The organism is Citrobacter sp. Cpo126 (assembly GCF_030332445.1).
Lineage (GTDB): Bacteria > Pseudomonadota > Gammaproteobacteria > Enterobacterales > Enterobacteriaceae > Citrobacter > Citrobacter portucalensis.
On sequence record NZ_JAOWHT010000021.1, the window covers coordinates 38,646 to 52,212 of the forward strand.

At 53.7% G+C, this 13,567-nt stretch carries 12 protein-coding genes and 4 tRNA genes; 5 read left to right on the forward strand and 11 right to left on the reverse strand.

All coding sequences use genetic code 11. The features are described from left to right. Positions 1 to 68: 68 nt before the first annotated feature. Genes yigB through lptM form a run of 5 tightly spaced genes read right to left on the reverse strand, consistent with a single transcriptional unit; the run spans position 69 to position 3,465 of the window. On the reverse strand, positions 69 to 785 hold the full coding sequence (gene yigB, locus OGY17_RS02150) for a 5-amino-6-(5-phospho-D-ribitylamino)uracil phosphatase YigB (protein ID WP_032945701.1): 717 nt from the start codon (positions 783 to 785) through the stop codon (positions 69 to 71). After that, positions 785 to 1,687 carry a tyrosine recombinase XerC gene (xerC, locus tag OGY17_RS02155; protein WP_103015294.1) on the reverse strand — a complete coding sequence of 301 codons (903 nt, stop codon included), beginning with the start codon at positions 1,685 to 1,687 and terminating at the stop codon, positions 785 to 787. The genes yigB and xerC overlap by 1 nt, the downstream gene beginning before the upstream one ends. Further along, positions 1,684 to 2,391, reverse strand: a complete 708-nt coding sequence (locus OGY17_RS02160; protein WP_008787084.1) for a DUF484 domain-containing protein — start codon at positions 2,389 to 2,391, stop codon at positions 1,684 to 1,686. Before OGY17_RS02160 ends, xerC begins: the two co-directional genes overlap by 4 nt. Next, the gene (gene dapF, locus OGY17_RS02165; RefSeq protein WP_003017933.1) at positions 2,388 to 3,212 is read right to left on the reverse strand and encodes a diaminopimelate epimerase; all 825 of its coding nucleotides are present in this window, start codon (positions 3,210 to 3,212) and stop codon (positions 2,388 to 2,390) included. Before dapF ends, OGY17_RS02160 begins: the two co-directional genes overlap by 4 nt. A 49-nt stretch (positions 3,213 to 3,261) precedes the next feature. After that, positions 3,262 to 3,465 carry an LPS translocon maturation chaperone LptM gene (lptM, locus tag OGY17_RS02170; RefSeq protein ID WP_003017937.1) on the reverse strand — a complete coding sequence of 68 codons (204 nt, stop codon included), beginning with the start codon at positions 3,463 to 3,465 and terminating at the stop codon, positions 3,262 to 3,264. A gap of 138 nt (positions 3,466 to 3,603) precedes the next feature. On the opposite strand from lptM, the gene cyaY reads away from it, so the two are divergent. Continuing rightward, complete coding sequence (cyaY, locus tag OGY17_RS02175) at positions 3,604 to 3,924, forward strand: iron donor protein CyaY (RefSeq protein WP_060683019.1); 321 nt, start codon at positions 3,604 to 3,606, stop codon at positions 3,922 to 3,924. A gap of 75 nt (positions 3,925 to 3,999) precedes the next feature. Here cyaY and cyaA read toward each other — a convergent pair whose 3' ends face one another. After that, positions 4,000 to 6,546 carry a class I adenylate cyclase gene (cyaA, locus tag OGY17_RS02180; protein ID WP_032934207.1) on the reverse strand — a complete coding sequence of 849 codons (2,547 nt, stop codon included), beginning with the start codon at positions 6,544 to 6,546 and terminating at the stop codon, positions 4,000 to 4,002. A 394-nt stretch (positions 6,547 to 6,940) separates the two neighbouring features. On the opposite strand from cyaA, the gene hemC reads away from it, so the two are divergent. From hemC to hemY, 4 genes are read left to right on the forward strand one after another with little or no spacing between them, the layout of a single operon-like run. Beyond that, on the forward strand, positions 6,941 to 7,882 hold the full coding sequence (gene hemC / locus OGY17_RS02185) for a hydroxymethylbilane synthase (protein WP_003841203.1): 942 nt from the start codon (positions 6,941 to 6,943) through the stop codon (positions 7,880 to 7,882). After that, complete coding sequence (hemD, locus tag OGY17_RS02190; protein ID WP_048237114.1) at positions 7,879 to 8,619, forward strand: uroporphyrinogen-III synthase; 741 nt, start codon at positions 7,879 to 7,881, stop codon at positions 8,617 to 8,619. Before hemC ends, hemD begins: the two co-directional genes overlap by 4 nt. 21 nt (positions 8,620 to 8,640) lie before the next feature. Continuing rightward, positions 8,641 to 9,819 carry a uroporphyrinogen-III C-methyltransferase gene (gene hemX, locus OGY17_RS02195; protein WP_284301807.1) on the forward strand — a complete coding sequence of 393 codons (1,179 nt, stop codon included), beginning with the start codon at positions 8,641 to 8,643 and terminating at the stop codon, positions 9,817 to 9,819. A gap of 2 nt (positions 9,820 to 9,821) precedes the next feature. Beyond that, positions 9,822 to 11,021 carry a protoheme IX biogenesis protein HemY gene (gene hemY / locus OGY17_RS02200; RefSeq protein WP_048215221.1) on the forward strand — a complete coding sequence of 400 codons (1,200 nt, stop codon included), beginning with the start codon at positions 9,822 to 9,824 and terminating at the stop codon, positions 11,019 to 11,021. 454 nt (positions 11,022 to 11,475) lie between these two features. On the opposite strand, the gene OGY17_RS02205 is transcribed toward hemY, so the two are convergent. The 5 genes from OGY17_RS02205 to thrP form a co-directional block, all read right to left on the reverse strand. Next, positions 11,476 to 11,552: transfer RNA gene (locus OGY17_RS02205), tRNA-Pro, on the reverse strand. 41 nt (positions 11,553 to 11,593) lie between these two features. Next, positions 11,594 to 11,679, reverse strand: a tRNA-Leu gene (locus tag OGY17_RS02210). A gap of 20 nt (positions 11,680 to 11,699) precedes the next feature. After that, positions 11,700 to 11,775 (reverse strand) — tRNA-His (locus tag OGY17_RS02215). Between the two features lie 56 nt (positions 11,776 to 11,831). Then, positions 11,832 to 11,908 (reverse strand) — tRNA-Arg (locus OGY17_RS02220). A gap of 102 nt (positions 11,909 to 12,010) precedes the next feature. Next, entirely contained in the window at positions 12,011 to 13,396 is a 1,386-nt protein-coding gene (gene thrP / locus OGY17_RS02225; protein ID WP_003828980.1) for a bifunctional threonine/serine APC transporter ThrP, read from the reverse strand. Between the last annotated feature and the right edge of the window lie 171 nt (positions 13,397 to 13,567).

Below are 13,567 nucleotides of genomic sequence, written 5' to 3' on the forward strand. Positions count from 1 at the left end.
AGGTAAGGCGGATAAGCGTAGCGCCATCCGCCAAAAAGCTGGGTATATATACAGAGTTCTGCTGGTGATTATATCAGCGAGGTCAGAGATGCCAACTGTGAAATTTCGATATGCGGAAGCAAACGACTGTCTGCGGTTTGCATCAGGTCGGCATTTTCCGGTTTGATCCAGCAGGCCTGCATACCACAACGGATGGCGCCCGCGACGTCCGTCGTCAGGTCATCACCCACGTGCAGAATCTCACCCACAGGCATTTTCAGTTTTTCCGCCGCCAAGGTGTACATGTCGCTAAAGGGTTTTGATCGCCCGTCGGGACCGGCGCGCAGCACAAACTCAAAGTAATCACCCAGCCCAAACAGTTCCGGCTGCGCGTTACCGTTGGTGATCGCCACCAGCGGCCATTTGCGGGCCAGCGCCTTCAGCGTGTCATGCGTCGTCTGCGGGACTTCAATGCGGCTACGCCATTTGGCAAAATTCATCATCGCCGCATTCGCCCCCATTCTGGCTTCTGCCGCTGACAACCCAGCTTCCAGCATAGCGCGTTCTACGGCCCGGTGACGCCATTGGGTAACATCGTGGTAGATTTCCGGCTCGGCGTCGCGAACGGCCTGACGTAAGCGCTGTAGGTCGCTATTTTGCAGCGAATTCAACGCCGGATGGTAATTCTGTACAAACGCGAGCGCTTCCTGCTCGGTGCGTGTGATAACAGGACGGTTATCGTAAAGGGTGTCATCAAGGTCAAAGGTGAGCGCAGAAATGCGCCCCAAAGGCCGGTAAAAACGCATTATTTCCCCCGTTTGGCGCGCGGATGCGCCGCATCGTACACTGAAGCCAGGTGTTGAAAATCAAGATGGGTATAGATTTGAGTCGTGGAGAGATTGGCATGACCCAATAACTCCTGCACTCCGCGCAGATCGCCGCTCGACTCCAGCATATGCGTCGCAAAGGAGTGACGCAATTTGTGGGGATGTACGTGGCTGTTCAGCCCCTGCTTGATACCCCATTCAGCAAAGCGTTTCTGCACATTACGCGCCGAGATGCGTTTGCCCAGTTTGGACAGAAATAGCGCATCGTCATCGCTACCAAATAGCCCGCGTAGATCCAGCCAGTGCTCAATCCACGCCACCGCGTTGCGGCCAATCGGCAGGCGACGCTCTTTACTGCCCTTACCCATCACCCACACTTCGCCGGTGTCGAGGTCGAGATGTTTAATATCCAGCCCAACCAACTCAGATAAACGCAGACCCGCGCCGTACATCACTTCCAGCATTGCTCTATCGCGCACAGCAAGGGGATCGTTGAGATCGATATCCAGCAGACGATTAACATCGTCGACATCGATATTTTTAGGGAGATGACGCGGTGCTTTAGGCGCGGAAACGCTTTTTGCCGGATTGGCTTTCAGCTCGCCCTGATTAACCAGCCAATCGAAGAAACTGCGTAACGCGGAGAGACGCAGTGCCAGACTCGCCGGCCCCAGTCCTTTACGACGGCTGCGAACAGCAAAACTACGTACCATCGCAGCATCACATTGTTGCCAGCTTTGCAGACCGGTCTCTCCGGCTAACGCAATGATGGCATCAAGCTGACGCTGATAATTAAGCAATGTGACCGGGCTAAGCTGACGCTCAACGCCCAGATAGCGCAAAAAGCGCGCCACATCCTGAGAAAGGGGTGAATCGGTCATACGCGTTCAATCCAGCGCTCCAGCAGTTCCGGCAACATCAGCGAGATTTCCTGCAGCAATTGCGTGCCTTGCCCCTGCTGGTAATGATTAACGTCACGGCTGCTGAACAGCATCACGCCCAGAGAGCCATCTTGCCCGAGCATCGACATCGCCACCGAACCTATGGCTTTCGCCTCCGGCATCATGACCAGCAATTCCGGACCATTGAGCGGCCCAAGATAGTGCTGTGACTGACCCAGACGCTGGATACGCAGCGGTTCAAAAGCCTGACGGCTTAATGCCAGATGGGTGAATTTTGATGGCGCGCCAAGTCGCCAGCGATCCGGGAACAGACGAACCGTCGCTCCGGCCAGCCCTAACTCACGCGCCCAGCGATGAAATCGCATCAGCATGTCGTCAAGACTGCTGGCCGACACCAGCCGTCCTTGCAGATTTAACAGACGATAGAACAGGCTTTCATTGGCGTTGGCTTGTTCCATCAACAACGCCATGTTCTCTTCCAGCACGTTAATATGATTACGTGCCCGCGCCATATGCCATTCCACTAAAGAGACCGTGCCCCGCACTGGGTGCGGAACTCGCATCGCTTCAACGGCCTGGGCATTACGGATAAAAAACTCAGGATTACGTTGCAGGTAATCGACGACCGCCCGGTCGTCCAGCTCCATGAGCGTTTCCTGTAGTTCTTCCCCTGGTTGCTTCATAAGTGAATAAATCCGTCGTAGACATGTGCCGCCGGGCCAGTCATATACAGCGGATGACCCGGACCTTTCCAGGCGATATCAAGTCGACCGCCCGGTAATTCCACCCTCACTTCTTCTGCCAGCAGACCCTGCTGGATACCGACCGCAACGGCAGCGCACGCACCGCTGCCGCAGGCCTGCGTTTCACCCGCGCCGCGCTCATAGACGCGCAGTCGGATATGCTCGCGTTTTACCACCTGCATAAATCCGATATTGGCGCGCTCAGGGAAGCGTTCGTGGCTTTCCAGAACCGGTCCCAGTGTTTCTACCGTGGCCGTATCAACATCATCAACCTGAATCACGCAGTGCGGGTTCCCCATTGAAACCACGCCGCACAATACTGTCTGTTCGGCCGCGCGCATAATATAGGTCTTCTCTGCTTTGTTAGCGCGAAAAGGAACCTGCGAGGGTTCAAAATTGGGTTCGCCCATATTCACCCGCACCAGTTCGTCGTCGGTTACGGTTAATACCATACGACCATTCGCGGTACTGACGCGAATATCACGTTTATTAGTCAGCCCTTTCAGGCGAACAAAACGGGCAAAACAGCGGGCGCCATTGCCACACTGTGACACTTCACTGCCGTCGGCATTAAAAATACGGTAGTGGAAATCCAGCTCCGGATCATACGGAGGCTCAACCACCAGCAGTTGATCAAATCCAACGCCGAGATGTCTGTCGGCCAGGCGGCGGATCAGCTCTGGTGAGAAAAAGACATTCTGCGTTACCGCGTCGACGACCATAAAATCGTTGCCAAGGCCATGCATTTTAGAGAATTGCATCATTCACTCCGTTCACGCGGGTACAGAAATGTAAAATCTATTCCTGCCGTTAGTAATTCACCTGAGAAGGCCCATCACTAATCCCACGATCGTTTTTCTCAGGCGTGGTGGATTGCGATTGCGGCTGAACGCTCTTGGTCGGAGGCGGCGCGGTTTTATCAGCTGGCGGGAAATAGAGCGGGCCTTTTAACCCACAGCCCGTAAGGCTGAACAGAGTAAAAATGACAGCGAGTGGCTTTAACACGTTTTTCATTATGGATTGCCTGTAAAGTTCATGCTTTCTGTTTTCTATCATCGCAGGAGAAGGCGTAAAAGCAAGAGTTTGGCTAAAAACTGCATCGCGATTTATTCCACGTTATACTGCGGGCATCACGAAAAACAGGATAAGAAAATGAACGACAGTGAATTTCATCGCCTTGCTGACACCCTTTGGATGACCATTGAAGAACGTCTGGATGACTGGGACGGCGACAGCGATATCGATTGTGAGATCAACGGCGGCGTGCTGACCATTAGCTTCGAAAACGGCAGCAAAATCATTATTAACCGTCAGGAGCCGCTGCACCAGGTGTGGCTGGCAACCAAACAAGGCGGCTACCACTTTGACCTGAAAGGCGACGAGTGGATCTGCGACCGAAGCGGCGAAACGTTCTGGGATCTGTTGGAACAAGCGGCAACACAGCAGGCGGATGAAGAGGTGAGCTTCCGCTAAGCTTTAGTGCCGGATGCGCTTTGCTTATCCGGCCTACTTTAGCCCGGTAAGCGTCGCGCCACCGGGCAAGTTAACTCACGAGAAATACTGCTGTAACAGCGGCGTGTCGTTGTCCTGACTGGCTGGCGGAACAGCGCTAATCGGCTGGGTGCGGAACGGAATCACCTGCGCGCGCCCGTCGGTTTTCACAATCTGATAGAACTGCGGCAGGTTAAAGTTGATGAAGCTGGAGCCGTAGGTAAAGCGATCGTGCGATGATGAGTAGAAACGGCTGACATCGCGTACCAGTTCCTCTTTGCTACCTTCGCAGTGGTGATACACCTCGGCCCGATTGCTTTCGTCCAGAATGTAGATATTAAAGCCCTGCTCATCACCCGTTTCTTCGAAAAAGAACTGAATAATCCCTTCACTGGCAAAACCGTCGACCACCGACGGCAGTTTCACATGGTTGGTCTCAACCTGGACGGAAAGCCCGTGCAGTTTGTTATGTGAAATCGCGCCATAGAATTCAATTGCGTTTTCCAGCTTCTGTACCGAAACGTTCAGGCGCTCGAAGAACAGTCCCCACGTCTGCCCGGAAACGCGCAGCGCTTTGAAGCGTCCGGTTTCCTGACGAGTGCTGGAGAGGCGTAATTCGATACACTCAGACACCAGTTGCTGCACACGGGTGCGAATTAAACCGCGCAGATGCTGGCTATAGCAGAAGACCTCAACGCTATCCGGCGGCGCGGCATCCTGGTGCATTTTGCCCAGAATCGTTTTTAACGCTTCAATCATCGCCTGCTCGCCGTTGAAGTGCAGCGTACGCACTTCATTCCACGAGTTGCGGTACAGCAGGTCGACGCTTCCTACCAGGCAATTTTGCTCTTCGCCAAAGCTGAAGACGTCCAGCTTACGGAAATCAAAATGTACCACCTGATTACGGAATGCGGCCGTTGGGTCATATTCGAGGTTAACGATAATCGCCAGATGGCGAATTTCGCATGGGCTATAGAGCGCTTTCGGCGTTGGTGCAGGCAGTCGCAGCGGGAAGTGGTGCGACACGTCGGCGACCATTTCCTGCAGCTTCGGCAAATCAACAATGCCGTTGCCCTTAATAAACAAATGCGTACGCGAGGTCAGCAGGCCGTTGAACCAGGCCCACGCCACCAGCTTGTTGAGATAGCGGTTATATTCCAGCGGCTGATGGCTGATTATCGAGTCCATGTTAGGCGCGCGGTTGTAGAGATACCAACCTGAACGGTTGGCACGACCCGGCGGTACATGGATAAAGGTCAAATTCGGTTCCGAGAGATCCGGAGATATCTGTGGGTTCACCAGCGTGACTTTACCCGGCAACGCTTCAAACGCGGCATACAGCTTACGGGTCAGCACGCCGATATCCTGCGGGCTGGCGCTGACGCTGAGGTTATTGCGCCGCGCAAAGCGGATCAGGTTACGATAGCTCTGCATCATCGCATCGAGCAGTTCGTTATGTGCTTCGCGTACCTGGTCAATCTTCCAGTTAGCACGGTTATCCAGCATGGTCAGACGGGCGTCATCCCAGCCCCACTCTTTCACTAACTGACTTAATACTTCACGACGCCAGCCCACGCAGGCGCGCTCACGGCTCAGTTTCTCACACACTTTTAAGTAAAAACATCGACGCACTAAATCCAGTCGCGTCGGGTCTTCGATTGCCGTGAGGTACTCGGTAACACGCTCCAGCATCATGCAGTAAGGATCGAGACCAAAAGAGACGATCTCGCCATCGTGCAGGCGCTGTTTTATATCTTTCGCCAACAGGCGCGGATTGGGGTATTCCCAGGAATAGGCTTCCAGCAGCAGCGTTTTCAGCACCGCCTTGTAAGGGGAGTCGATACTCTTGTACAGCTGCCACAGGCTGGCGCCAAAGTATTCTTCGGCGGAGAGCGAACTGAGTCCGCCGAGATCCAGCCATTCGTTTGGCGTTAGCACCCCCTGTGCGTAGAGCGTCATGACGTAATCGTCGTAATGCTCTTCTTCGTCGCCCGGCACCATATTCCACAGAATACGTTTACCCGCGAGACGCACAGCGGTGCGATAGAATTCATCAAGCAACAGGATATGCTGCGTCGAGCCACAGTCTTCACCACCCAGACTGCCGCTTTCATTGTGACGGAAACGGTTTTCATCAATCAGGAAGAAACTGACTTCAACGCCCAGCGAAGCGGCCCAGCTTTCCAGCAGGCTACATTTACGCTGCAGCAGCTGGCGCTCTTCGCTATCCAGCCAGGATTGATGGCAGACCCAGATATCAAGGTCAGAGGAACAGCTTTGCCCTACCGAAGAGGTGCTGCCCATTGAGTAAACGCCGGTGATCGGCAGTTCGCCCTTGGGAGGATCCTGCGGCGACATACCGCGGTACAGTTCCAGTTCGTTCAGGTAGTGGCGTTGGGTTTCATCAGGCGTGTAAAAGCATATGCCTTTGGGAACGTTACCATCGAGGTAACCCGGCATCAGCGGATGGTGGTAGTGCAATAATGTCGGCAGCAGACTGTATACCTGCTGGAAGGCAGGTCCCATGGCAGCAAGCGCGCGATCCACACGCAGTTGATTTATGGCATCCAGTCTCTGTTTCAGAGTCTCAATATAGAGGTACAAGACGTATCGCCTGATGTTGCTACCCGTCATGTTGTCGATTGCTGCGGCGCAAGCGCGCACAATAATCGTCATCAATTCGGATAAACCGTATGTCAAAAATAACCGTTACCTGTTTTTCGGCCATATTTTTTTATGCTGTACAGCCGAAAAAATGGTCTAAAACGTGATCAATTTAACACCTTGCTCATTGACCGTAAAGAAAGATGCGCTACATACAAGTGTAGCACCGTTCGTTACGTGTAAATTCCTTCATACGGTCGGGAGGTTTCTCGTCATTATTCACTGCCAGTGATGATGCAGCGCCTTTTCCTCTCACTTACGTTTGAGCGTAACGCTGACATCCCTTTGATAAGGATGTTAGGATGGTCAATGATTGATAATGACGGTAACAAGCATGTTAGACAATGTTTTGAGAATTGCCACACGCCAAAGCCCCCTTGCGCTCTGGCAGGCACATTATGTCAAAGACGCCTTAATGGCAAACCACCCCGGTCTGATCGTGGAACTGGTTCCTATGGTAACCCGTGGCGATGTGATCCTTGATACCCCACTGGCGAAGGTCGGGGGGAAAGGGTTGTTTGTTAAAGAGCTGGAAGTCGCGCTGCTGGAAAAACGCGCCGATATCGCCGTGCATTCCATGAAGGATGTGCCGGTTGAATTCCCTGACGGTCTTGGGCTGGTCACCATTTGTGAGCGAGAGGATCCGCGCGATGCTTTCGTCTCAAATAAGTACAACACGTTGGATGAACTCCCCGCAGGCAGCATCGTCGGGACATCCAGTTTGCGTCGCCAGTGCCAGTTGGCGAAGCGTCGCCCGGATCTCGTCATCCGTTCGCTGCGCGGCAACGTAGGCACGCGCCTCAGCAAACTGGATAACGGCGATTATGACGCCATTATTCTGGCGGTCGCCGGATTAAAACGTTTAGGTCTTGAGTCGCGAGTCCGCACCGCTCTGCCGCCGGAAGTCTCCCTGCCCGCTGTCGGGCAAGGCGCAGTAGGCATAGAATGTCGACTGGATGATATGCGCACTCAGGCGCTGTTAGCGCCGCTCAACCATGAAGAGACCGCGCTACGCGTCAAAGCAGAACGCGCCATGAACACCCGCCTGGAAGGGGGATGTCAGGTACCTATTGGTAGCTATGCCGAAATCATCGACGGTGAGATTTGGCTACGTGCGCTGGTCGGCGCGCCAGACGGTTCACAGATGGTATGCGGAGAACGTCGCGGCGCCACACAGGATGCCGAACAGATGGGTATCTCTCTGGCAGAAGAACTGCTGGAGAACGGTGCGCGCGCCATTCTGGCGGAAGTTTATAACGGAGAAGCCCCCGCATGAGTATTCTGGTCACCCGCCCGTCTCCCGCAGGGGAAGAGTTAGTGAGCCGACTGCGCACACTGGGGCAGGTGGCCTGGAGTTTTCCGCTCATCGAGTTTTCACCTGGTCGGGAGCTGGCAACGGTTGCTTCCCGACTGTCGGCGCTGACGGAGAACGATCTGGTCTTCGCCCTCTCGCAGCACGCCGTTACCTTTGCAGATGCCGAGCTTCAGCAGCAAGAGAAAAGCTGGCCATCTCTTCCACGTTATTTTGCCATTGGCCGTACAACGGCGCTGGCGCTGCATACTGTTAGCGGCTTCAATATTCACTACCCTCTGGATCGGGAAATTAGCGAAGTCTTGCTACAATTACCTGAATTACAAAATATTGCGGGAAAACGCGCGCTTATATTACGCGGCAACGGTGGCCGGGAGCTGATAGGTGAAACCCTGACGGCACGCGGAGCCGATGTCGATTTTTGTGAATGTTATCAACGCAGTGCAAAACATTACGATGGTGCGGAAGAAGCGATGCGCTGGCAATCCCGTGGCGTAACCACGGTGGTTGTCACCAGCGGAGAGATGCTACAACAGCTCTGGTCGCTCATTCCGCAGTGGTATCGTGAGCACTGGTTACTACGCTGTCGGCTGTTGGTCGTCAGTGAGCGTCTGGCGCACCTCGCCCGGGAACTGGGCTGGCAAGATATTAAGGTCGCTGATAACGCCGACAACGATGCGCTACTACGCGCATTACAATAACTCTCATAATGGGATGCCATAATGACGGAACAAGAAAAATCCTCCGCCGTGGTTGAAGAGACCAGGGAGGCCGTGGAAACCACGTCACAGCCAGTCAATACTGAAAAAAAGAGTAAGAACAGCACGGCGCTGATTCTGAGCGCTGTGGCGATTGCTATTGCGCTGGCTGCAGGCGTTGGGCTGTACGGCTGGGGGAAACAACAGGCAACAACACAAACGGCAACCAGCGATGCGCTGGCGAACCAGCTGACGGCGCTGCAAAAAGCGCAGGAAAGTCAAAAAGCTGAGCTGGAAGGCATTATTAAACAGCAGGCAACACAGCTGGATGAAGCCACTCGCCAGCAGGCCACGCTGGTCAAACAGCTTGATGAAGTCCAGCAAAAAGTCGCCACCATCTCCGGCAGCGATGCGGGCACATGGCTGCTGGCGCAGGCTGATTTTCTGGTGAAACTGGCCGGTCGTAAATTATGGAGCGATCAGGACGTCACCACCGCCGCTGCGCTGTTGAAAAGCGCCGATGCGAGCCTGGCAGATATGAACGACCCGAGCTTAATTACCGCGCGACGTGCGATTACTGACGACATCGCGAGCCTGTCCGCGGTGACTCAGGTCGACTATGACGGCATTATCCTGAAAGTGAATCAGCTCTCTAATCAGATTGATAACCTGCGTCTGGCCGACAACGACACCGACGATTCTCCAATGGACTCTGACAGCAGCGAGCTTTCCAGTTCGATTAGCGAATGGCGCGTCAATCTGCAAAAAAGCTGGCAGAACTTTATGGACAGCTTTATCACTATTCGCCGTCGTGATGAAACCGCCGTCCCGCTGCTGGCACCGAACCAGGATGTTTACTTACGTGAGAACATCCGTTCTCGTCTGTTAGTAGCCGCCCAGGCCGTGCCGCGTCATCAGGAAGAGACATACCGCCAGGCGCTGGAAAATGTCTCCACATGGGTGCGTGCTTACTACGACACCGACGATGCAGCGACCAAAGCGTTCCTTGAAGAAGTAGACCAACTGAGCCAGCAAAGCATCAGTATGGATGTTCCGGAAACGCTGCAGAGCCAGGCTATTCTCGACAAGTTAATGCAAACCCGCGTACGTAATTTACTGGCGCAGCCTGCCACAGCACCTGCACCTGCACCTGCACCTGCACCTGCAGCAGACGCTCCGGCAACTGCGCCGCAAGGAGAATAATGATGCTAAAAGTATTATTGCTCTTTGTGCTGTTGATAGCCGGGATCGTTGTCGGTCCGATGATTGCCGGTCATCAGGGCTACGTGCTGATCCAGACGGATAATTACAATATCGAAACCAGCGTGACGGGCCTGGTGATCATCCTGATCGTCGCCATGGTCGTCCTGTTCGCGATTGAATGGCTGTTGCGCCGAATTTTCCGCACCGGCGCACATACCCGTGGGTGGTTTGTGGGTCGTAAGCGTCGTCGCGCCCGTAAACAGACCGAACAGGCGCTGCTCAAACTGGCAGAAGGTGACTATCAGCAGGTTGAGAAGCTGATGTCGAAAAATGCCGATCATGCAGAACAGCCGGTAGTGAATTACCTGCTGGCGGCAGAAGCGGCTCAGCAGCGCGGTGACGAAGCGCGCGCCAACCAACACCTTGAGCGTGCTGCCGAACTGGCCGGAAATGATACGATCCCGGTAGAAATCGCTCGCGTTCGCCTGCAACTGGCGCGTAATGAAAATCACGCCGCACGCCACAGCGTAGACAAACTGCTGGAAGTGACGCCACGTCATCCGGAAGTGCTGCGTCTGGCTGAGCAGGCCTACATTCGCACCGGCGCATGGAGTTCCTTGCTGGATATCATCCCATCCATGGCAAAAGCGCATGTGGGTGATGATGAGCACCGCGCCATGCTGGAACAACAGGCATGGGTTGGCTTGATGGATCAAGTCCGCGCCGATCAGGGCAGCGAGGGGCTGCGTGCATGGTGGAAAAACCAGAGCCGTAAAACCCGTCATCAGGTTGCTTTGCAGGTAGCGATGGCTGAACATCTGATTGAGTGTGACGATCACGATACGGCGCAGCAGGTCATCATTGATGGTTTGAAACGTCAGTACGATGACCGCCTGGTGCTGCCGATCCCGCGTCTGAAAACCAATAATCCGGAACAGATAGAAAAAGTGCTGCGCCAGCAGATTAAAGCCGTGGGCGATCGCCCGTTGCTGTGGAGTACGCTGGGTCAGTCGTTAATGAAGCATGGGGAATGGCAGGAAGCTACGCTCGCCTTCCGTGCCGCTCTCAAACAGCGCCCGGATGCCTATGACTACGCCTGGCTTGCTGACGCGCTGGACAGATTGCACCAGCCGGAAGAAGCTGCCACCATGCGCCGTGATGGCCTGATGTTGACGCTGCAGAACAACAATCCCCCGCAGTAATTCCCTCTTGCCCGGTGGCGCCTCGCTTACCGGGCCTACATATTTTTCAATCGCATAAACAAAATCCTTCGAGAAGTCACTTGAAGGATTTTGTTTATGCATAAAAAAACGCCCGCTCGGTAAGGAGCAGGCGTTAAACAGGTCTGTATGACAACATAAATGGGTGCTTCACTCAACGTTATGTCCATGGTGTTTGATGAGGCCTGAGCGACATCTGTCTGTGGACGATAAGCACCGTAAACGGCTCTGCATCATTCCTGAGTTTATGAGGCCAGATGGCGAACATAAGAGATGGAATGAGCATCTACCCGCATATTATTGCACAACGCATGCCACGATTGCACTGCAAAAACCAGGTATTCGGACTTTTTAAGACTTCAGGAAATTCGCAGATGCGCAGGCTAAGAAGGGAAAATCTGAAAACAAAAAACCCCGCCGAAGCGGGGTTCAAAATTGGTCGGCGAGAGAGGATTCGAACCTCCGACCCACTGGTCCCAAACCAGTTGCGCTACCAAGCTGCGCTACTCGCCGTTTTACTGCTTTTTGAATTTTTAGTTCAATTCTTTAAGTCGTGGTGCGAGGGGGGGGACTCGAACCCCCACATCCTAAGGACACTAACACCTGAAGCTAGCGCGTCTACCAATTCCGCCACCTTCGCATTTCACAACTTTAAATTAATGGGGTGGCTAATGGGATTCGAACCCACGACAACTGGAATCACAATCCAGGGCTCTACCAACTGAGCTATAGCCACCACTGCAAATCTTTTACGCGGTATTAAAACCACCGCAGCTCTGGCACCCTACTAAATGGTGCGCCCGACAGGATTCGAACCTGAGACCTCTGCCTCCGGAGGGCAGCGCTCTATCCAGCTGAGCTACGGGCGCTTAGCGCCGTTGCGGGGCTGGATATTACGGAGGTCTCGGTCTTCTGTCTAGTGCTTTTTTAAAATAAATTATCGTTTGGTCATGGTTTGTGCGTTTTGTCGCTTATTCCCGCAATTTATGGGCTGTGCCATGACGATTCAGACCAAAAACCTTATAAATGAGCGTCACGGCCAGTAAGAAACCCATGCCAACAAAAAGCGACATTCGGGTATCTTCATTAAAGTACATGCCAATTAATACACAAATCAGGAACGCCATCGTCAAATAATTCGCCCACGGGAACAGAATGGAGCGGAATGGATGACTGGCAATCGCCGCTTTATGCGCCTGACGGAAACGCAACTGGCTTATCAGGATCACAAACCACGGCACCATCCCCGGCAACACGCTGGCACTATAGACATAAACAAACACGCGCTGCGGGTTAGGAATGATGTAGTTCAGGCATGAGCCAATCAGCAGGATCGCGATAGAAATAGCCACTCCGGCAACCGGCACGCCATGGCGTGATACTTTTCCAACAACGGCAGGAAGCTGGCGATTCTTTGCCAGCGCGTAGAGCATACGCCCACAGCTGTACATGCCGCTGTTACAGCCAGACAGCGCCGCCGTCAGCACCACAAAGTTAATAATCCCTGCCGCAGCAGTAATACCAATCTTGGCAAAGGTGAGAACAAACGGGCTGCCGTTGCTGCCAATCTCATTCCACGGGAAAATAGTGACGATGACAAAAATCGCACCAACGTAGAAAATCAGAATGCGCCACAACACTTTACCCACCGCGCTACGCAGCGTGACCTGTGGATTCTTCGCTTCCCCTGCAGTGATGCCGATCAGCTCCACGCCCTGGTAAGACGCCACAACAATACACAATGCCGTCAGGAAGCCCTTCCAGCCCCCAGCAAAGAAGCCACCGTGCTCGGTCAGGTTGCCAAAACCAATCGCCTGGCCACCATTGCCAAAGCCGAAGAAAATCACCCCAACCCCAATGACAATCATCACAATGATGGTGGTCACTTTGATCATGGCAAACCAGAACTCAATTTCACCATACAGGCGAACCGCAGCGAGGTTTGCCAACGCAACCAGTCCGACCGCGATCAGTGCGGGTATCCATTGCGCCATTTCCGGAAACCAGAACTGCACATACACCCCGATGGCGGTAATCTCTGAGATCCCCACAGCCATCCACATAAACCAGTATGACCAGGCGGTGAGATAGCCAAAGAAGGGGCTCATATAACGGTGAGCGTAAACAGCGAATGAACCTGCAACCGGCTCGAGGAATAACATCTCCCCCATAGAACGCATAATGAAAAACACGAACAGCCCGGCGACGATATACGCCAGCAGAACCGAAGGTCCCGCCCATTTCAGGGTACTGGCGGCCCCCATAAATAGCCCAACGCCAATAGTGCCCCCAAGGGCAATTAATTCGATGTGACGAGCCTCCAGCCCACGCTGTAGCTCAGGTTTGTTCTCAGCCATAAATCCTCTTGATGTGTTTGCATGCTGTCCGGTATTACCGGTTCTCGTTATGGGTACATCTTGTTATGCCATAACAGGCCATGCGGCACCGACCGCTTTACGGTTGGCGCCAAAAACACCACGGCACTGCAATGATTGTTGCGAATGGTTTCCTAAAATCGCTTAAATGGC

Bases quoted from the DNA above. Each gene is read 5' to 3' on its own strand.
- yigB (WP_032945701.1), bottom strand. From the start codon at position 785: ATGCGTTTTTACCGGCCTTTGGGGCGCATTTCTGCGCTCACCTTTGAC.
- xerC (WP_103015294.1), bottom strand. From the start codon at position 1,687: ATGACCGATTCACCCCTTTCTCAGGATGTGGCGCGCTTTTTGCGCTAT.
- OGY17_RS02160 (WP_008787084.1), bottom strand. From the start codon at position 2,391: ATGAAGCAACCAGGGGAAGAACTACAGGAAACGCTCATGGAGCTGGAC.
- dapF (WP_003017933.1), bottom strand. From the start codon at position 3,212: ATGCAATTCTCTAAAATGCATGGCCTTGGCAACGATTTTATGGTCGTC.
- lptM (WP_003017937.1), bottom strand. From the start codon at position 3,465: ATGAAAAACGTGTTAAAGCCACTCGCTGTCATTTTTACTCTGTTCAGC.
- cyaY (WP_060683019.1), top strand. From the start codon at position 3,604: ATGAACGACAGTGAATTTCATCGCCTTGCTGACACCCTTTGGATGACC.
- hemC (WP_003841203.1), top strand. From the start codon at position 6,941: ATGTTAGACAATGTTTTGAGAATTGCCACACGCCAAAGCCCCCTTGCG.
- hemD (WP_048237114.1), top strand. From the start codon at position 7,879: ATGAGTATTCTGGTCACCCGCCCGTCTCCCGCAGGGGAAGAGTTAGTG.
- hemX (WP_284301807.1), top strand. From the start codon at position 8,641: ATGACGGAACAAGAAAAATCCTCCGCCGTGGTTGAAGAGACCAGGGAG.
- hemY (WP_048215221.1), top strand. From the start codon at position 9,822: ATGCTAAAAGTATTATTGCTCTTTGTGCTGTTGATAGCCGGGATCGTT.
- thrP (WP_003828980.1), bottom strand. From the start codon at position 13,396: ATGGCTGAGAACAAACCTGAGCTACAGCGTGGGCTGGAGGCTCGTCAC.